The following is a 19,447-nucleotide window of genomic DNA, read 5'->3' on the forward strand; positions in this document are numbered from 1 at the left end:
GGTGCCGAGGCCCTGGCCAGCCAGGCCTACGAAGCGCCCCAGGGCGAGACCGAAATCGCCATTGCCGAGATCTGGAAAGGCTTGCTGCACCTGGATCAGGTCGGCCGCCACGACGGCTTCCTCGAACTGGGCGGCCACTCCCTGCTGGCCGTGCAATTGCTTTCGCGGCTGCGCCGCAAGCTGGGTGCGCGGATCAGCCTGCGCGAGCTGTTCGAAGCACCGACCGTGCGCGGCCTTGCCGCGCTGGTCAACGCCGCGTCGCCCAGCGAATCGGCATCGATTCCCCTGGCCAATCGCTCGGGACGCCTGCCGCTGTCGTTCTCCCAGCAACGCCTGTGGTTCCTCGATCATCTGGATCACGCGGCGGGCGCCGCCTATCACCTGCCGCTGGCCTTGCGCCTGAAAGGGCCGCTGGACAAGTCCGCCCTGCAGGCCACCCTGGACCGCCTGGTGGCGCGCCATGAAACCCTGCGCACCCGTTTCGAACTGGTGGATGGCGAACCGGTACAGAAGATCGCTCCAGCCGATTACCGCTTCCAACTGGAGCAACAAGACCTGCGCTCGCTGCCGGCCGACGAACGCAGCGCCACGCTGGAACGCCTCGGCCAGGTGAATGCGACGCAACTGTTCGACCTGAACCGGGGACCATTGATGCGCGGCCATCTGGTGCAATTGGCGGATGAAGAGCATGTGTTGTTCATGACCTTGCACCACATCGTGTCCGACGGCTGGTCCAACAGTGTACTGGCCCGTGAAGTGAGCGCGCTCTACAGCGCCTTCAGTCAGGGGCACAAAGACCCGCTGCCGCCCCTGGCGCTGCAATACGTGGATTACGCCGCCTGGCAGCGCAAGTCCCTGGAAGGCCCGGCGCTGCAGGCGCAGATCGATTTCTGGCGACAACACCTGGAGGGCGCGCCCGCGCTGTTGAACCTGCCGTTGGATCGCCCGCGCCCGGCGATCCAGAGCTATGCCGGCGGTATCGTCGAGTGCGCGTTCACACCGGCACTCAGTGCGCAGTTGCGCGCGTTCAGCCAGGCCCGGGGCACCACGTTGTTCATGGTGCTGCTGGGCGGTTGGGCAGTGCTGATGAGCCACCTGAGCGGCCAGCACGATGTGGTGGTCGGCACCCCTGTCGCCAATCGCCAACGCCCCGAGCTGGAGGCACTGATCGGCTTTTTTGCCAATACCCTGGCATTGCGGGTCGACACCGGGCGCGACAGCCGTGTCGAAAACCTGTTGGAACGCATCAAGCAGCAGACACTGGCGGCCTACAGTCATCAGGACCTGCCTTTCGAACAGGTGGTCAGCGCCCTGCAACCAACCCGCAGCATGAGTCACAGCCCGTTGTTCCAGGTGATGCTGAGCCTGGACAACACGCCGCCGTCACCGCTGCAACTGCCAGGGCTGGACGTGCAGACCCTGGAAAGCCCACACAACACCACTCAGTTCGACCTGTCCCTGTCGTTGATCGACAACGGCGAGCGCATCGGTGGCAGCCTGCAGTACGCCAACGACCTGTTCGACCGCGTCACCGTGCAGAACATCGCCGGACTGTTCGCCACGGTCCTGGAACAGCTGGTCGCCGATCCCCGCCAGTCCCTCGGCCAGTTGCTGGACAACCTCCCGATGCTGGTGCGCTCGGCCAGCGCCACGCAGCAGCCGGAAAGCCTCGCGGACAGCCCGGTCCAGGCCCTGCCCTACGAGGCGCCGCAAGGCGATACCGAGATCGCCATCGCGGCGCTCTGGCAGGACCTGTTCAAGCTGGAACAGGTCAGCCGGCATGAGGATTTCTTCAGCCTCGGCGGCATTTCGTTGATGGCGGTGCAGATGGCTTCGCGGCTGCGCAAGGTGCTGGGCAAACCCATCGCGGTGCGTGACCTGTTCGTCGAGCCGACCATCGCCGGTTTCGCCAGGACACTCGACGGCCAGGCACGACCGGGCGCCCACGGCAATCTGGTGCCGATCCGGCGGACCGGCTCCCAGCGGCCATTGTTCCTGGTGCATCCGTTGGGCGGTGAGGTCCAGTATGCGCGGGACCTGGCGTCGGCACTCGATCCCCAGATGCCGGTCTACGGCCTGGCCGCCAGCGGCCTGGTGGCGGGGGAGGCGCCGCTGTCGGATGTCGGCGCCATGGCCACGCGCTACCTGGCCGCCATCCGCCAGGTCCAGCCGCAAGGGCCGTACCGGATCGCCGGTTGGTCGGCCGGTGGGCTGATCGCCTATGAAATGGCACGCCAGCTCCAGGCCGGTGGTGAAGCCCTGGAGTTCCTCGGCATCATCGACGCATCGGCACGCCCTGATCCGGTCCCGGCGCCGGCGGTGAGCGAGGCTCAGTTCCTGATGGCCTGGCTGCCCGAGCAAATCGACCCCGACCTGTCCCGGCAACTGACGGCGCTGGCCGAGGACTGCGCCATCGAGGCGATGCTGGCGCTGTGCACAGCCAATCGCCTGTTGCCCGAGGAGCTGCCTCACGACATCGATGCCGGCCTGTTGCGCACGCACCTGGCGGTGGCCTATGCGACACGGCAGGCCATCGGTGCCTATGTCAGCCTGCCGAGCCCGCTCAAGGTGTCGTTGTTCACAGCCAGTGACCAGCAACGCAGCGATCCGACCCTGGGCTGGCGCGCACTGCTCCAGGATCGGGTGAGCGTCACGGCCCTTCCCGGCACTCACAGCACCGTGGTCAAGGCTCCCCATGTCACCGGGCTGGGCGAGGCGATTTCCCGGGAGCTGAGGACTGCCATGGCGTCATGACCCACCCAGTGGGCGTGGTCCAGCCTGCAGGGCGATGGCCCGGTCAGTCTCGACGATGACCGGGCCATCGCCGCGCGGGTTTGCCTGCGACGGCAATGGCCCAGACAGCTGCAAGGTGTCTGGCTCGACACTTTCGAAGGTCGGCCCGCCGTCACGAGGCTCCCATGGCCTGGCAACTGTCCCGGTTTTCCGCCACAGACTTTTCCCGCCGGGCCATGCTTAATAACCACCAAGGCTGAATCGTTTTAGTGGCTGGAGTCCACGAACGCTCATCCGTTGCGTAACCCACGATCACTCTGGAGGGAGCCTTATGCATGTGATCATTACGGCCGTCGGCTCAGCCGGTGACGTCCATCCTTTTGTCGGCATCGGTCGCACCCTTGCGGCGCGCGGGCATCGGATCACGTTTTGCGCCAGCGCCGCGTTCGCCCCATTGATAGAACGCTGCGGCTTCGAGTTCCTGCCCTTGGGCACCCGTGAAGAATATGACGAAGTCATGGCCGACCCGGCCCTCTGGCACCCGCGGACTTCGTTGCCGACGCTCTGGAAAACCATCGCCAGCACCCTGCGTGAACAGTATCGACTGCTGGAACAGGCCTGCGACGACGAAACCGTCATGCTGGGTTCCTTGTGGGCGTTTTCGGCGCGTCTGCTGCATGAGAAGCACGGCATTCCCCTGGTCACCGCCCAGGTCTCGCCATTCGGCTTCTGGTCCGCCGCGGCGCCTTCGACCCATCCACCAGGCACCAACCTGCCAGGCTTCGTGCCTTATCGGATGAAGCGCCTGCTGCTGGGCCTCATCGAACGAGCGTTCCTGGATCGGGTCATGGCGCCGCAACTCAACAGTTTCCGTCAGGAGCTGGGATTGCCTGCGGTCAAACGCATCATCAGCCAATGGATTTCCTCGCCGGATCGGGTACTGGGGCTGTTCCCGCAGTGGTTCGCCCCGGTGCAGCATGACTGGCCCGCGCAGACGGTGCTGACCGGCTTTCCGCTGTTCGATGAGTCGGGCTTCCAGCAGATGGACGCCGAACTGCAAGACTTCCTGGACGAGGACAATCCGGTGGTGTTCACCCCGGGCTCGACCATGGTCAACAGCGAGCAGTATTTCACTGCGGCGGTCCAGGCCCTGAAGCAAGTGAATCGGCGCGGCGTATTCCTCACCAGCCAGCCAGTCGACCCGGCGGTGTCCGCCCAAGGCCGGATCCTGGTGCGGCGCTATGTACCGATGAGTCGCATCCTGCCCCAGAGTGCGGCCCTGGTGCATCACGGAGGCGTCGGGACCACGGCGCTGGCCATGGCGGCCGGCGTGCCGCAGATCGCCACGCCGTTCGCCCACGACCAGTTCGACAACGCCGCGCGGATGGAGCGACTGGGTTGCGGTTTGCGCGTATTTCCGCCCGCCTCCGCCGAATCGCTGGCCGCGGCGCTGGACAAGGTCTTGAACAGCCCCGACGTGCGCGCCAGCTGTGATCGCTATCGCGCGCTGATCGCCAGTGGCGACAGCGCCTGTGAAGCGGCGGCGCAGCAAGTCGAAGCCCTCGCCCGCCGGGCCACGCACGGCACCGCGCCGAAACGCTACCAGGTCGCATAAGCCCACCCAGGCACAGCGTGCGCAGGGATGAACCCGCCACCGACAGCAAGCGCCCGGATGCCTGCTGTCGGCTTTGAAAAGGACAACGGACATGGACGTGCTTTACCCGCTTACCGCCCCGCAACTGGACATCTGGCTGGATCAGGTGCTGCATGGAGACAGTCCGCTGTACAACATCGGCGGCTACGCGCGCATCAATGGCGCGGTGGATGCCTCGAGACTGCGACAGGCCATCGACCAGGTGGTCGCCCGCCACGATGCCCTGCGCATCCATCTGGTGCCCGGTTCGGCCGAACATCCCATGCCGCGCCAGCGCTTCCTGGCGTCGGCGAGCGTACCGCTGGCCCTGCACGACGTGTCGACGCAAGCCGATCCGCAAGCCAGCGCCCTGGCCTTGTTGCAAGGGAACCTGCAAACGCCGTTTTCCTTCGACAGCGGGCTGCTGTTTCGCGCCGTCCTGATCAAGGTCCGCGAAGACCTTCATTACTTCTTCATCAATTGCCATCACCTGATCATCGACGGCTGGTCCTTCGCCATGATCGGCCGGGCCATCAGCCAGGCCTACACCGACCTTTCGGTGTCGCCGGCCCCCCTGGAACCAGCGCCGACCTATCAAGCGTACATCGAGCAACAGCGAGCCGACAGGGACTCACCGGCCTTCCAACGCCAACGCCAGTACTGGCTGGACAAATACAGGACGGTGCCCGAACCCTTGCTCGCGCCTCGTTACCAGGTCCAGTCCGGCCAGCGCCTGGCCCCCAGCCGAAACCATGCCTGGCGCCTGCCGCGAGCGTTGTACGACCGTCTTGGCGAGCGGGCGAAGGCCTGCGGACAAGCGACGGTGTTCCACGCCATGCTGGGCCTGTTGTACAGCTACTTTGCCCGAGTGACCCTGCGCGATGAAATCGTGATCGGGCTGCCGATCCTCAACCGCGCCAATGCCGCGCACAAGGCCACGGTGGGGCTGTTTGTCGGCATGAGCCCGGTACGCCTGAGCCTGGGTACCGAGTCAAGCTTCAGCGAGCTGGTCTCAAGGATCGCCCTGACACTCAAGCAGGACTACCGCCATCAACGTTTTCCCTTGAGCGAACTGAACCGGGAACTGGGCTTGCAGCATCAGGGCCGCCGGCAGCTGTTCGACCTGGTGGTGTCCTACGAACAGGACCAGGACACCTGGTACGCAACGGCCCCCGCGCAGCCGGTCAAGCTCAGCAACGGCTACGAACAGATGCCCCTGGCGATGCACATCCGCGAAGCGGCGCCGGACGACGATGTGTCGATGCATTTCATCTACAACGAAGCCTACTTCGATGCCTCGCAGATCGAGGCGATGCAACAGCGCTTCATGCATATGCTGCAGGGCGTGGTCGATGATTTCGACGTGCCGGTCAAGGCTCTCGACCTCATGCCACCGGCCGAACACCAGTTGCTGGCGCAGTGGAACCGCACAGCCGTCGACTACCCCAGGGACGTGCTGCTGCACGGGCTGATCGAAGCCCAGGTGGCCGCGCGCCCGGAAGCGATAGCGGTACGTTTCGAGAGCCGGGCACTGACCTATGATGCGCTGAACCAACAGGCCAACCGGTTGGCCCATGCCCTGATCGAGCAAGGCATCGGCCCCGACGCCCGAGTCGCCATCTGCCTGGAGCGGAGCCTGGAAATGGTGGTGGGCCTGCTGGGGATCCTCAAGGCGGGCGCTGCCTATGTCCCCCTGGACCCCGGATATCCCGCCGACCGCCTGGACCACATGCTCAAGGACAGCGCTCCCGGCGTGCTTGTCACCACCCGGGGGTTGCTGGCGAACCTGCCCACGGTGGATGTGCCTGTGCTGTGCCTGGACACCGACCTCGACCGCCTGGCCCGGCAACCGACGCACAACCCGGACGCCAGGGCCCTGGGCCTGACACCCCGGCACCTGGCCTACGTGATCTACACCTCAGGCTCCACCGGCCTGCCCAAAGGCGTCATGAACCAGCATGACGGCGTCGTGAACCGCCTGCTCTGGGCTCGCGATACTTACCGGGTGGACGAGCACAGTCGGATCCTGCAGAAAACCCCCTTCAGTTTCGACGTCTCCGTCTGGGAATTCTTCCTGCCCTTGCTGAGCGGCGCGCAACTGGTGGTCGCGGCCCCCGGCGGTCATCAGGATCCCCGCTACCTGATGGACATCATGGCTGGCGCCGGCATCACGTTGCTGCATTTCGTGCCGTCGATGCTGCAAGTGTTCCTGGACCAGGTCGAGCCCCAGCGCCTGTCGGCCCTGCAGCAAGTGCTGTGCAGTGGCGAAGCCTTGCCCCATGCCCTGCAGGTGCGGTTTTTCGAGCATTTGCCGCAGGTGCGACTGCACAACCTGTATGGCCCCACCGAAGCGGCCATCGACGTCACTGCCTGGCAGTGCCGGCCCGACGTACACCCCGGCATCGTCCCGATCGGACAGCCGATCGCCAATATCCAGCTGTATGTCCTCGACGCGAACCTGCAACCGCTGCCGCCCGGCATCGCCGGCGAGCTGCATATCGGCGGCATCGGTGTGGCGCGAGGTTACTTCAACCGGCCGCAGCTCACCGCCGAGCGGTTCGTCGGCGACCCGTTCCAGGCCGATCCCCAGGCGCGGCTGTACAAGACCGGCGACCTGGCTCGCTGGCTGCCCGATGGCAGTCTCGAATACCTGGGGCGCAACGACTTCCAGGTGAAAATCCGCGGCCTGCGGATCGAACTCGGCGAACTGGAGGCGCGCCTCGTTACCTGCGAAGGCGTGAAGGAAGCGGTCGTGATCGCTCGCCAGGCAGGTGAAGGCGATGCGTACCTCAGCGCCTACCTGGTGGGCGAACCCGGGCACGAACTCTGCCCGCAGGCCCTGCGCGAGGCCTTGCGCCGACAGGTGCCCGACTACATGGTGCCCCGGCACCTGATCCAGCTTGAACGACTGCCCCTGAACGTCAACGGCAAGCTGGACCGAAAGGCCCTGCCCGAGCCCGAACAGACCTTCGGCAGCAGCGATGCGACGGCGCCGCGTACCCCCCTGGAACGGATGCTGGCCGACCTCTGGGCAGAGAACCTGGACCGGCCGGCGCCGGGCATCCACGACAACTACTTCATGCTGGGCGGCGACTCGCTGAAAGTCATCCATTTGCAGATCAAGGCACGTGAACAAGGGATCGGCCTGACACTGGCCCAGGTCTATCAGCACCCGACCATCGCGCAGCTGGCCCACAGCATCCAGGCCCAGGCCATCTCGCCGATCCCCCTGCTGCCGTCGATGCACGTGGCACCGTTCGCCCAGGTCCCCGAGGCGATTCGCCTGGCCCACGAAGGCGAGTTCGACGATGCGTACGCGGCCTCGCAGTTGCAGGTCGGGATGATCTATCACTCGATGATGCATCCGGACTCGGCGATCTATCACGATATCTTCCGCTATCGCCTGCGCCTGCACTGGGATCCGATGGCCTGGCAGCGTGCCTGCCAGGCGCTGATCCAGCGCCACCCGGCGTTGCGCATGTCGTTCGACATCGGTCACGCCGAAGTGCCCATGGCCCGGGTACACCCCGTGGTCGAAGCCCCCGTGCAGGTTGTCGATGCACGCTCGCTGAGCCCCGATGCCCGCGCCCAGGCCATCGCCCGCTATGTGGATGAACGCAAGCGTTATCGAGAGGATTGGCAGCAGGCCCCGTTGTATCAGTTCTGTGTCTTCGTGGCGGCGCAGGAAATCGACCTGGTGCTGAGTTTCCACCATGCGATTCTCGACGGTTGGAGCGTGGCGACCCTCATGCGCGACCTGATCACGCTCTACACCTCGACGCAAGGCTCGGACGCCCTGCCGGCGCTGACGACCACGCCGGCCGATTTCATCGTCCTGGAGCGGGAGGCCATGGCCGATGATGCCCATCGCCAGTTCTGGAGCGAATACCTGCGCGAGGCGCCCACCGCGTCCATGACCAGCTGGGTGCCCGTGGTGGCCCCGGATACGACGCCGCACCGCTCGGCCTACCGGGAGCTGCCTGGTGCGGATCTGGCGCGGCTCGAAGCGTTCTGCCGCGACCAGGACCTGCCGTTGCGCGCCGTGCTGCTGGCCGCCCACGGTTTCGCGCAAGCCATCATGTCCAACCAGAAAGAAGTGCTGTGCGGTGTCATCAGCCATGGCCGGCCGGAGTTCGAGGACGCGGCCTCGGTCCTGGGCCTGTTCCTCAACACCCTGCCCCTGCGCTTCAACGCCCAGGGCCAGAGTTGGCTGGAGATGATCCGAGGGTTGATCGGCGAGGAGCAGCAGGTCTTCCCCCATCGGCGTTATCCGTTCGCCCTGATTCATCGCGACACCGCCGTTGCGCTGAACGTGGTGTTCAACTACGTCGACTTCTATGTACTCAAGGACATGCTGACCCAGGGTGACGAGATCCTGGTGGAATGGGACACCACGGAAGCCAGCAACTACGACTTGCTGACCACCATGGGCCGCCACCCGGGCAATGGTTCGCTGATGCTGAAAATGGACTATTGCACGGCCCGCGTCGCCACGAGCCAGGTCGAGGCCTATGCCGAATACCTGTTGCGCACCCTTGAGTCGATCGTCGCCGAGCCCACTGCGGTGCCCCGCATTCCAGCCTGGCTTCCCCAGATCGAGCAAGCCACGCCGGTGACCGCTCCCCGGCACAATCTGTCGACCCTGCTGCAGGAGAGCCTGGGTCGCCACGACGAGCAGATCGCCCTGAGCTTCGAGCAGACCCGCCTGTCCTACCGTGAGCTGCGCAACGGTTGTGCGCAGCTCACGCAGTGGCTGCACCGGCAGGGTATCGGCCAGGGCGATCGGGTGGCGATCATGATGCCCCGCTCCCCCGAGCTGATCGTCGCCCTGCTGGGTGTCGTCCAGGCCGGCGCGGCCTATGTGCCGATCGACCTGAGTTACCCCCACGACCGCATCCGGCTGATCCTGGAAGACTCTCAGCCCAGCCTGGTGCTGTTCGCCGACGCCTCGGCGCACCTGGCGCCCCTGGCCAGCCAGGGAGTGAAGCGCCATTGGGACAGTGTCGTCAGCGAGTTCGACGATGACCTTGCACGCCACCTCGCGCTGGTTTCCACCCTCGCCGCCACCATCGCCGACGAAGATAACGCCTACGTGCTCTATACCTCGGGCTCGACGGGACGGCCCAAGGGCGTGGCGATGCCTCACCGCGCACTGACCAACATGATCCTCTGGCAGAACCGCCGACAGGACGAGGACAGCAGCGCCGCACCGCTGAAAACCTTGCAGTACTCGCCCATTTCGTTCGACGTGTCGTTCCAGGAAATCTTCTCGACCCTGTGCTGCGGCGCGCAACTGGCCTTGATCGATGAAGGGCTGCGCTACGACTTCATCCGCCTGCTGAAATTCATCGGCGAGCACGCGGTCAATCGCCTGTTCCTGCCCTACGTCGCCTTCCAGGGCCTGGCGGAAGTGGCCCAGCAACTGGGCATTCGCCCCGTATCGCTGCGCCAGATCAGCGTGGCTGGCGAACAACTGAAGATCACCGGCGAAATCCGCGCCCTGATCGATGGCCTCGACGATTGCCGGGTGGAAAACCACTACGGCCCGACCGAAGCCCACGTGGTCACGAGCCTGAAGCTCGAAGGCGCCACCACGACCTGGCCGAGCATGCCGCCCATCGGTGCGCCAATCGACGGGGTTCGCATGCATGTGCTGGACGCAGCGGGCGAAGCCTGCCCGGTCGGGGTCATGGGCGACCTGTACATCGAGGGCACCTGCCTGGCGAACGGCTACTGGAATCGACCCGACCTGACTGACGAGCGCTTCGTCTATCGCCAGCTGGACGGCCGGACCCGGCGCCTGTACGAAACTGGAGACATCGGTTTCTACCTGCCCTGGGGCGACCTGGTCTACCAGGGACGCAGCGACGCCCAGGTCAAGATCCGCGGCTATCGCGTCGAGCTGGGCGAGATCGAACTGGCGATGCTCGGCTCCGCCCGGTTCGGCGCGGACATTCAACAGGTGGCGGTCATCGACAAGACCGCCGCCGACGGCACGCGCTACCTGGTGGGCTTCGTCCAGGCCATGCCGGGGTGCCAGCCGGATCTCGACCAGCTCAAGGCCGAAATGCGCCTGGCCCTGCCCGACTACATGGTGCCGAACACCCTGGTCGGCATCGTCCGGATACCCCTCGGCCCCACCGGCAAGATTGACCGGCGACGCTTGCAGGAAGTCGATGTGCAGCACACCTCCCAACGTCCGTTCACCGGCCCTCGCACGGTCGCCGAGGACCTGCTGCAAGCCTACTGGCAGGAAACCCTCGGCCTGGAACGGATCAGCGTGCACGACAACTTCTTCGAGCTGGGTGGCAACTCCCTCAAGGCCGTGCAGCTGGTCGCCATGCTGACCCGGCACCAGGGCTTCGCGCCGTCGCTGTCCGATTTCATCCAGGCACCGACCATCGCCGAATTTGCCCAGGTGCTGCAACAGGCCGGTACCGCGCCCGCCGAAACCGGCGCGCTGGTGGACTTCAAGAACGCCAGCCGGGCACCGACGCTGTTCCTGGTCCACCCCATCGGCGGGCATGTGCTCTGCTATGCCGCCCTGGCCCGGGTGCTCAAGGACCAGGTCCATCTCTATGCGCTGCAGGCTCCGGGCACCTGGGATGAGCGTGGCCCGTTGCACTCGGTACCGGCCCAGGCGGTGCATTACGCCGACGCCATCGAACAGGTCGCGCCCCAGGGCCCGCTCAATATCGGTGGCTGGTCCTACGGCGGGGTCGTGGCGTATGAACTGGCGAGCGAGCTGCAACGGCGCGGCCGGCGCCTGCACAACGTGTTTCTGCTGGACACCATCGTGCGCGTCAAGCAAGGCGACGTGCAGATCGAGCGCAGCGAATTCATGAACTGGTTCATGTGGGAACTGCTCAGCGGCGATGGCCAGAAAGAATACGACTACCAGGCGCTCGACTTCTCTGCCATGCAAGACCAGCAAGCCTTCGAGGCGATCAGGCGGCACGCCATCGACCGCGGCGTTTTCGACCAGACCCTGACCCTGGCCACCCTGGACCAGTTGTTCCGGGTCTTCCATGCGAACTGGCAGTCGTTGCTGGACTACCGCTTTGCGCCACTGGATCTGCCGATCACGCTGTTCGCCGCGGATGTGCAGTTGCCCGAGGTGCTGCAAGCCCCCCACGAACTGGTGGGCACCGCCTTCGACGATCCGTATCGCGGCTGGCGCTCGATCGCCCCCCAGGTACAACGGATCGCCGTGGAGGGCGACCACCTGACCATGATGCGTGAACCGCACATCGTCCGGGTCGGTGAATTCATCAAGCTACGCATGGACGCGGCCCGGACCGAGCACATCGGATCCCGGACGGCAATCGTTTGAACGCCCCTAAGCGGCTCGAGAAAGGTGAAACAGCATGACTGAACCCAGGAAAGCCATCGTGGCGGGCGCCGGCATCGGCGGGCTGACCGCCGCCATCGCCCTGCAGCGGGCCGGTTGGCAGGTCAAGGTCTTCGAAGCGGCCCAGACGCTGCGTACCGGTGGTACCGGCCTGTCCATCATGGCCAATGCCATGGCGGCGCTGCACGCCATCGATGCCCATGTCCCGGTGGAACAGGCGGGCCAGGCCATCAAACGGTTTTTCTTCAAGAAACAGACCGGCACGCCCATCACCAGCATGCCGATCCATGAGATCGGCGAACAGCTGGGCCACCCCAGCGTGAATATCCAGCGTCCCTTGCTGCTGCAGGCCTTGGCCCGCCAGCTTGCCCCCGACACCCTGACCACAGGGTTGCGCTGCGTGGGTTACGCCCATCGCCCGAATGGCGTGACGGTACGCTTCGAGGATGGCAGCAGCCAGGAGGCCGACCTGTTGATCGGCGCCGATGGCCTGAACTCGGTGGTGCGCCAGCAGATGCTGGGGAAAACACCGACACGAGCCTCGGGCTACATCGCCTGGCTGGCGGTGACGCCGTTCAGTCACCCGGTGATGAGCGAAGGGTATGTGGCGCATTACTGGGGTCGCGGCAAACGCTTCGGCTTGTGCGACGTGGGGGACGGCCAGGCTTACTGGTGGGGCACCTGCAACAGCGACAACGCGGCGGATGCCGCCTTGAACATCGACAAGCAGGAAGTGCTGGCGGCCTATGCCGGCTGGGCGCCGGAAGTCGTCGCGGCCATCGCGGCCACCCCCGAAAGTGCGCTGCTGAAAATGCATGCCCGGGATCGCCAGCCGGTGAAGCAGTTCTGCGACGGCCACGTCGTGTTGCTGGGCGATGCGGCGCATCCGATGTTGCCCAGCCTGGGCCAGGGCGCGGCGCAGGCGATCGAAGATGCCGTGGTGCTGGCCGACCGTCTGACGCAGACGCCGGACCTGCGTACCGCACTGACCCAATACCAGGAATACCGGCTCCCACGGGCCAACGGGATCGTCAATGCCGCGCGCTTCATGAGTGGTATCGAGCAAGCCGAGTCAGCGCTCGCCTGCTGGTTCCGGGAATGGTATTTCCGCCTTGTCCCGCAAAGCAGCTGGCGCAAAAAGAACCTGGATATCCTGTCGTTCAAGGGCGGTTGACCGCAGGTTTGCACCTACGTCAATGACAAAAACGGACTCACCCATAGACAAAAAATGAAAAAAAATTCAAAAAATGGAATTGTCCTACATACTTGAACGCGCAATTCTGTGGCCATTTGGGGATAGCAAACGGCCTGCTGAGCCGCCAGAAAACAGACGGATAGCTCGTAGGAGCCGCTAGCGAACTCCCTATTCGTTTGTTTTCAAAAGGGTATTTCCATCGCCGAAAAAGCAGCCATTCAGCAATGAGGATGTCGTTGACCGGAAGCGTTTTGCCAGCAAGCAGGGAAGGATCGGTTGGACAGTGCTACCCGGTTGCCCCCGGATTGTCCCTGTTTTCCCTTACAGACTTTTCCTACATGCGAATGCTTATATAGTCCTACCGGCTGAATCGTTTTTTATGTGAATGGATTCACAGGTGATATTTGATCCTCAGGTATTAATCCAGAAAGGCTTCAGCATTTTGGGAAGCGGTCGGATTTTCCTCCGTCAACGATCACTGAAATGCAGAGCAGTTTCGATATGCAGGATAAGCATATGAATCGACATGCGGTTTTTGGAGGTGCGCAAAACACGCACATCTACGCGGAGCTAGGAAGGCTGATTTCAAGTGTCGGACACGAGAGTTTCTTGACCAACATGCACCAGCTGATCGAACCCTCGGTGCCGATCGGTCGACTCGAACTGAGTGAGTGGACGGTGGACGACAACCAGACGACTGTCCTCGATGTGCAATTGCTGGGCGAGGCTGGCCAGCAGAAAAGCCCGGAGATGCAATCGGTCTGCCCTACCACGGCAATCCAGCGCAACGACCATCCCCTGGTGAAACGAGTACTGGAAGTCGATGACGCCCTGTTGATCCACCTGGGCGCCCGACTGAAGGACGAACGAGGCAATACCTGCCTGGGCACGTCCCACCAGTGCAGCCTGATTTCCCGCAAAGGCAACCGCCGCTGCGTGATCTCATTGCACCGCCCCCAGCTGCATCGCGACTTTTCCCTTCAGGAACTGTCGTTTTTGAAATACCTCTCCGAAACCCTGCTGCCCCTGGCCGAGCGCCATGCCCATCTGAACCGCCAGTCCAGTGTCAAGGCGCTTGGCGGTGCATCGAGCCACGCGCTCAATGCGGCTGAGCAGACGCAGTTGCAGCGCGACTTCAACGAACGGTTGAGTCCCTGCGACGTCACCCTTTCGGTGCGGGAGAAAGAGGTGTGCCTGGGGCTGCTGGCCGGGGGTACCGTCCCGGAGATCGCGGAAAAGCTTCGGGTCAAGAACAGCTCCATCGAAACCTATCTCAAACGCGCCGCCGCCAAGCTTGGCGTCAGCGGACGCCATGGGCTGGCGAAGTGGATGATCGGATCATGACCGACCGGCGCGGGCAACCGCGCCCCCAACCGAACCCGCCTGCCCCCGCCTGTGGGCCCTGAGCAGGCATCTTGATGAGACAGGTCGATGCATAAACTCCTGAGCCCCCTGACGGCCGCGGCTTTGCTGCTTGGTGGCTGTTCGCTGATCCCGGACTACCAGCGCCCCGATGCCCCCGTCGCCGCGCAGTACCCGCAGACGTCGGCCTATGCCCCGGCCTTGCAAGGGCCCCTGGCCGCCGACCAGGGTTGGCGCGACCTGTTCCGCGACCCGACGCTGCAACAACTCATCGAGAAAGCCTTGCTCAACAACCGCGACTTGCGGGTGGCGGCATTGAATGTCGAGGCCTATCAGGCGCAGTACCGGATCCAGCGTGCGGACATGTTCCCGGCGGTCAGTGCCAACGGCTCGGGGTCGCGCCAGCGAGTGCCGGCCAGTATCACCCAGACCGGCGATTCGACGATCAGCAGCTCGTACTCCGCCACCCTGGGCATCAGTGCCTATGAGCTGGACCTGTTCGGACGCATACGCAGCCTCAGCGACCAGGCGTCCCTCATCTACCTGTCCAGCGAAGAAGCCCGTCGCAGCACCCAGTTGAGCCTGGTGGCCAGCGTGGCCAGCGCCTACCTGACCTGGCGGGCCGACCAGGAGCTGTTGAAACTGACCCAGGATACGCTCCAGTCCTTTGAACAAAGCCTGCGCCTGACCGAGCGCAGCAACCAGGTCGGCACCGCCTCGGCCCTGGACCTGAGCCAATCGCGCACCTCGGTGGAAAGCGCCAGGGCCAGCCTGGCGAAATTCCAGCGACAAGTGGCCCAGGACTTCAACAACCTCACCCTGCTGGTCGGCACGTCGGTAGACGATGAGCTGCCTGGCCTGGCGCTGGCGGACGATCTGCTGGCCGAAGTCCCGGCGGGCCTGCCCTCGGACCTGCTGCAACGGCGTCCGGATATTCTCGAGGCCGAATACCTGCTGCAGTCGGCCAATGCCAACATCGGCGCGGCCCGGGCCGCGTTCTTCCCCAGCATCAGCCTGACGGCCAATGCCGGCAGTTCCAGCAACGAGCTGTCGGGCCTGTTCAAGGGCGGCTCCGGCAGCTGGTTGTTCCAGCCACAGATCAACCTGCCGATTTTCAATGCCGGCAGCCTCAGGGCGAGCCTGGACTATTCGAAAATCCAGAAAGACATTCGCGTCTCGCAGTATGAAAAATCGATCCAGACCGCCTTCCAGGAAGTGTCCGATGGCCTGGCGGCACGCAAGACCTACAAGGATCAACTGATCGCCCAGAACGATCTGGTGCAGGCCAACCAGGACTACTACAGGCTCGCCGAGCGCCGCTATCGCATCGGCGTCGATAGCAGCCTGACGTTCCTTGATGCGCAACGCTCGCTGTTCAGTGCCCGCCAGACCCTCATCGTCGACCGCCTGGCGCAGCTGTTGGCCGAAGTCAATCTGTACAAGGCGCTGGGCGGGGGCTGGATCGAAAGCACAAACAAGATAACCGCGAGGTGACTGAAAATGGGGACGTTCGAGCCCGGGACACGGGTCCGTTTGCGCTCGGGAGGCAAGACGATGGTGGTCAAGCACGCCTCGTCGATCTCCCAACTGCCCGATACCCTGTTGCTGCTGTGCGAGTACCGGGCCAAGAAACGCCTGGTGCAGGGTTTCTATGCGATACGCGACCTGATCCCGGCCTCGACGGAGCCCGACGACGACAGGAGCTGACGGCTGGCAGCTTCCCCCACCCTCTGATGCCCCATCAGACCGTACGCGAATACTGGATCGTCGGGGCAGCCTCAAGGTAGGCATCGAAGGCCATCGCGACACTGCGCATCATCAATTGTCCCTGGGGCAACAGCTCCAGTGCGTCAGGGCGAATCTGCAACAGCCCATCGCCCGCCTGTTCCTGGAGACGAGCCAGCGAGTCGGCGAAATATTCGTTGAAACGTATGCCATGGACCGCCTCCACCCGACCGAAGTCGACCCGGCCGTGGCACATCAGCTCGCTGATGACCTCGCGCCGCAGCCGGTCATCGTCACTCAGGCGATAGCCGCGCTGCACCGGCAGCAGGCCCTGGTCCAGGCGCGCGTAGTACTGGGAAAGCTCCTTGACGTTCTGGTTGTAGCTGTCGCCGACCTTGCCGATCGAGGACACCCCCAGGCCGATCAAATCGCAATCGGCATGGGTGGAATAGCCCTGGAAATTGCGCTGCAACGTGCCCTGGACGCGGGCGCGCACCAGTTCATCGTCCGGCAGGGCGAAATGGTCCATGCCGATGTAGACATATCCGGCCTCGGTCAGGCGGTTGATGGTCAGCTCCAGCAGTTCCAGCTTGCGCTCCGGCGGCGGCATGTCCTCGGGCCGGATCATCCGCTGCGCTCGCACCCGCTGGGGCAGATGCGCGTAGCTGTAGGCCGCGATCCGGTCGGGACGCAGCGCGATGATCTTGCTCAGGGTGACATCGAAACTGGCGATGGTCTGCAGCGGCAGGCCATAGATCAGATCGACACTGACCGACTTGAAACGCGCCAGGCGGGCCGCCGTGACCAGCTCCGCGACCTGTGCCTCGCTCTGCACCCGATTGACGGCCTGTTGCACCTGGGCATCGAAATCCTGGACACCGAAGCTCAGGCGGTTGAATCCCAGCTGGCGCAGGCCCCGGATCTGCGCGGCACCGATGGTGCGCGGGTCGACCTCGATGGAGAACTCATGTTCGTCGCTGTCGTCCATGTCGAACCACTGGTGCAGGCAGTCCATCAGCTCGCCCAGCTGCTCATGGGTCAGGTAGGTGGGGGTGCCGCCTCCCAGGTGCAACTGGGTCAGTTTGCGCGTGCGGTCGAACAGCGCCGCCTGCAAGGCAATTTCCCGCTTGAGGTACGTCAGGTATTCGGCCGCGCGATGGGTCTTGCGCGTGATGATCTTGTTGCACGCGCAGTAATAGCAAAGGTTCTGGCAGAACGGCACGTGGATGTACACCGACAATGGCTTGGGCGCCGGCGCCTGGTTACTGCGCTGCGCCGCCTGGCGGTATTCATCCATGGCAAACGCCTGGTGGAACTGCGGTGCCGTGGGATAGGAGGTGTAGCGCGGTCCCGGACGATCGTATTTCTCGACCAGGGCCCGATTGAAACCGGAGGAAGGCGTCATGATGGATTCAACTTTTCAAAGGTCTGGTCAGGTATCGGCTCGAAGGGCGCGCTGCGCGCTGCGTCCGGGCGCGGATCGAACAGGTCGCAGATCGCGTCCACGTCCAGTCGCCCGGCCGGCAGGATGCCGATGAAGCGGCTCGACAAATCGATCGAGCCCTTGGCATGCAGGGCCTCCAGCTGCGGCCAGATCGAGGCGAAATGCTCGCGAAACACCAGCCCGAAGCGGGCTTCGATGGCGGGGATATCCAGCTCCAGGTCGCAGGACAGTTGTTCGGTCACGCTGGCCCGGACCAGGTCCTGGGTCTCGCAACGCCAACCCCGGTAGATGGGTAACTGTCCGGCATCCAGGGCCTGGCGGTAGTGCGACAGATCGTCGGTGTTCTGCACGTACAGGTGCTCGATCTGGGTGACGGCGGACAAGCCGAACCCCACATGATCGCAACAGCCATGCCGGGTGAACCCTTGGCAATTGCGGTGCAGGCGCCCATGTTCCTGGGCGACCGCCAGGTCGTCGTCGGTCCTGACGAACTGCCCCTGGCCAATGTAGTGATAACCCGCCGCGATCAGTTGCTCGCAGCAGATCCGGCCCATCGCATCCTTGTCGGCCTGGCTGCAAAAGGCCCCGGCGCCCGGGGTATGGGCCAGGCGGTAGCGCCAGGGGGCGCGGGCGTAATCGAACACATGCAGCCGGTCCGGTTCCAGCTCGATCAAAGTGGCCAGCTTCGCGGCGAAACTGTGGGGTGTCTGCCAGGCATGGCCGTAGCCCAGGTCAATGTTGACCGAGCGGAAACCGAAGGTGCGCGCCGCATCGATCAACGAATGGATCGGTGCCGGGTTCTGGTAGCAATCCACCGAGAGATCGGCATCGGGCCCCATATCGGGAACGCCGATGCTGACGTGGCTGAAGCCCTGGTCACGGATCAGGCCCATGGTCGACCAATCGGTGTGATGCAGGTCCACCTCGATACTGTGGTCGCCGCTCTCACAGAAATCGAAGCGCTTGTGCAGTTCCTCCATCAGCCGCTGCAGATGGACGATCACCGGTGTGCCACCGGTCAGGTAGAACTGCTCGACTCGCCGCCCAGCCCCCAGATGGCAGCCCACCAGTCCCATTTCGTAGGTCAGGTGCTGCAGGTAGACGTCGATCTCGGCGCACCGGCAGACGCTGGCAAGGGGTGAACATGACGCCAGCCTCAGGCGCGAAGGCAAGTGCACCGACAACGACAGTGGGCGTCGCTTCTGGCGGCTGTTGCGCAAGCCCCGGAGCAGGTCGAGGGAACCGACGCCGCCGTGGAATTTATGGAACAGGTCGAACATGACGATCTCCGAGTGGCTGCCGGGCCATTGTCCGATGTGATCCGCCAGGCCACCTTGACCTGTATCAAGCGCCCGGAACACATGCCCCCATCGCTACCAGGTCACGTAGAACATGGCCTTGGCCAGCAGCACGATGGCCACCAGGTGCAGGAACACCCGGGTATGAATGATCCGTACGTAACGGGCATTCATCCGTCCACGCTTGAACAGCCACATGGCCCAGAGGAAATGCCCCAGCACGCTGGCGGCCAGCCCGATCTTGAGCCCCAGCAGCAAGCCGAACGGTGATTGCAGGGGCGACATCAGCGCCGGCCAGTAGCGCAGCCAGACCATGGCGGCGCCCGCACCGAACAGCGCCAGCAGCACCCAGGGCATCAATTGCCGGGCGCGCCGACTGATGCCCTGCTCCAGCAGCACCATGACCTTGCCGGGCAGTTGCCGGCGGATGCTTTCCAGGAACAGCACCTCGAAGAACACCGTGCCGATAAAGACCAGCGCGGCGAACAGGTGCAACGTCAGAAATAGCGGATAGCTCATGGGGCTCCTTCATCACCGGGCGACCTTTGTTCGAGGCTACCGCGGGCGCTCGGCCCCGGGCTTGATGCCAATCAACAAAGGCAGCAATGGCCGCTCCAGGACGCCGCAGGCGTCAATGGACCGTTGTTTTCGTTTCGACCGTCGATCCGGTAGTCCGGCTATTTGACACTTGCCCGATATGCGGTCA

The 19,447-nt window shown here is 64.2% G+C and carries 10 protein-coding genes; 7 read left to right on the top strand and 3 right to left on the bottom strand.

What is annotated here, in order from left to right; translation table 11 throughout:
• The 7 genes from BLP99_RS26640 to BLP99_RS17195 form a co-directional block, all read left to right on the top strand.
• Positions 1-2,754 (top strand): condensation domain-containing protein (locus BLP99_RS26640; protein ID WP_256327875.1); only part of this gene is annotated, 2,754 nt, incomplete at its 5' end.
• A gap of 310 nt (positions 2,755-3,064) precedes the next feature.
• Positions 3,065-4,348, top strand: coding sequence for a glycosyltransferase (locus BLP99_RS17170; RefSeq protein ID WP_072431537.1), 1,284 nt, complete (start codon positions 3,065-3,067; stop codon positions 4,346-4,348).
• 91 nt (positions 4,349-4,439) lie between these two features.
• The gene (locus BLP99_RS17175; RefSeq protein WP_092181171.1) at positions 4,440-11,699 is read left to right on the top strand and encodes an amino acid adenylation domain-containing protein; all 7,260 of its coding nucleotides are present in this window, start codon (positions 4,440-4,442) and stop codon (positions 11,697-11,699) included.
• A 34-nt stretch (positions 11,700-11,733) separates the two neighbouring features.
• Positions 11,734-12,891, top strand: coding sequence for an FAD-dependent monooxygenase (locus BLP99_RS17180; protein ID WP_092181175.1), 1,158 nt, complete (start codon positions 11,734-11,736; stop codon positions 12,889-12,891).
• 537 nt (positions 12,892-13,428) lie between these two features.
• Positions 13,429-14,256, top strand: coding sequence for a helix-turn-helix transcriptional regulator (locus BLP99_RS17185; RefSeq protein WP_092181267.1), 828 nt, complete (start codon positions 13,429-13,431; stop codon positions 14,254-14,256).
• 87 nt (positions 14,257-14,343) lie between these two features.
• Complete coding sequence (gene adeC, locus BLP99_RS17190; protein WP_072396696.1) at positions 14,344-15,768, top strand: AdeC/AdeK/OprM family multidrug efflux complex outer membrane factor; 1,425 nt, start codon at positions 14,344-14,346, stop codon at positions 15,766-15,768.
• 6 nt (positions 15,769-15,774) lie between these two features.
• Positions 15,775-15,981 carry a YodC family protein gene (locus BLP99_RS17195; protein WP_072396694.1) on the top strand — a complete coding sequence of 69 codons (207 nt, stop codon included), beginning with the start codon at positions 15,775-15,777 and terminating at the stop codon, positions 15,979-15,981.
• Between the two features lie 34 nt (positions 15,982-16,015).
• On the opposite strand, the gene hemN is transcribed toward BLP99_RS17195, so the two are convergent.
• The 3 genes from hemN to BLP99_RS17210 all read right to left on the bottom strand — a co-directional run bounded on the left by hemN (position 16,016) and on the right by BLP99_RS17210 (position 19,260).
• Positions 16,016-17,404, bottom strand: coding sequence for an oxygen-independent coproporphyrinogen III oxidase (gene hemN / locus BLP99_RS17200; protein WP_092181178.1), 1,389 nt, complete (start codon positions 17,402-17,404; stop codon positions 16,016-16,018).
• The gene (locus BLP99_RS17205; RefSeq protein ID WP_256327876.1) at positions 17,401-18,723 is read right to left on the bottom strand and encodes an oxygen-independent coproporphyrinogen III oxidase; all 1,323 of its coding nucleotides are present in this window, start codon (positions 18,721-18,723) and stop codon (positions 17,401-17,403) included. Before BLP99_RS17205 ends, hemN begins: the two co-directional genes overlap by 4 nt.
• 93 nt (positions 18,724-18,816) lie before the next feature.
• Positions 18,817-19,260: a CopD family copper resistance protein gene (locus tag BLP99_RS17210; RefSeq protein WP_072396688.1), complete on the bottom strand. Its 444-nt coding sequence runs from the start codon at positions 19,258-19,260 to the stop codon at positions 18,817-18,819.
• Positions 19,261-19,447 lie beyond the last annotated feature (187 nt).

Origin of the sequence: Pseudomonas sp. NFACC32-1, assembly GCF_900101215.1 — a bacterium.
Lineage (GTDB): Bacteria > Pseudomonadota > Gammaproteobacteria > Pseudomonadales > Pseudomonadaceae > Aquipseudomonas.

Excerpts from the sequence above, each read along its gene's own strand:
- adeC (WP_072396696.1), top strand. The coding sequence starts at position 14,344 with ATGCATAAACTCCTGAGCCCCCTGACGGCCGCGGCTTTGCTGCTTGGT.
- BLP99_RS17210 (WP_072396688.1), bottom strand. The coding sequence starts at position 19,260 with ATGAGCTATCCGCTATTTCTGACGTTGCACCTGTTCGCCGCGCTGGTC.
- BLP99_RS17180 (WP_092181175.1), top strand. The coding sequence starts at position 11,734 with ATGACTGAACCCAGGAAAGCCATCGTGGCGGGCGCCGGCATCGGCGGG.
- BLP99_RS17205 (WP_256327876.1), bottom strand. The coding sequence starts at position 18,723 with ATGTTCGACCTGTTCCATAAATTCCACGGCGGCGTCGGTTCCCTCGAC.
- BLP99_RS17195 (WP_072396694.1), top strand. The coding sequence starts at position 15,775 with ATGGGGACGTTCGAGCCCGGGACACGGGTCCGTTTGCGCTCGGGAGGC.
- hemN (WP_092181178.1), bottom strand. The coding sequence starts at position 17,404 with ATGACGCCTTCCTCCGGTTTCAATCGGGCCCTGGTCGAGAAATACGAT.
- BLP99_RS17185 (WP_092181267.1), top strand. The coding sequence starts at position 13,429 with ATGAATCGACATGCGGTTTTTGGAGGTGCGCAAAACACGCACATCTAC.
- BLP99_RS17170 (WP_072431537.1), top strand. The coding sequence starts at position 3,065 with ATGCATGTGATCATTACGGCCGTCGGCTCAGCCGGTGACGTCCATCCT.
- BLP99_RS17175 (WP_092181171.1), top strand. The coding sequence starts at position 4,440 with ATGGACGTGCTTTACCCGCTTACCGCCCCGCAACTGGACATCTGGCTG.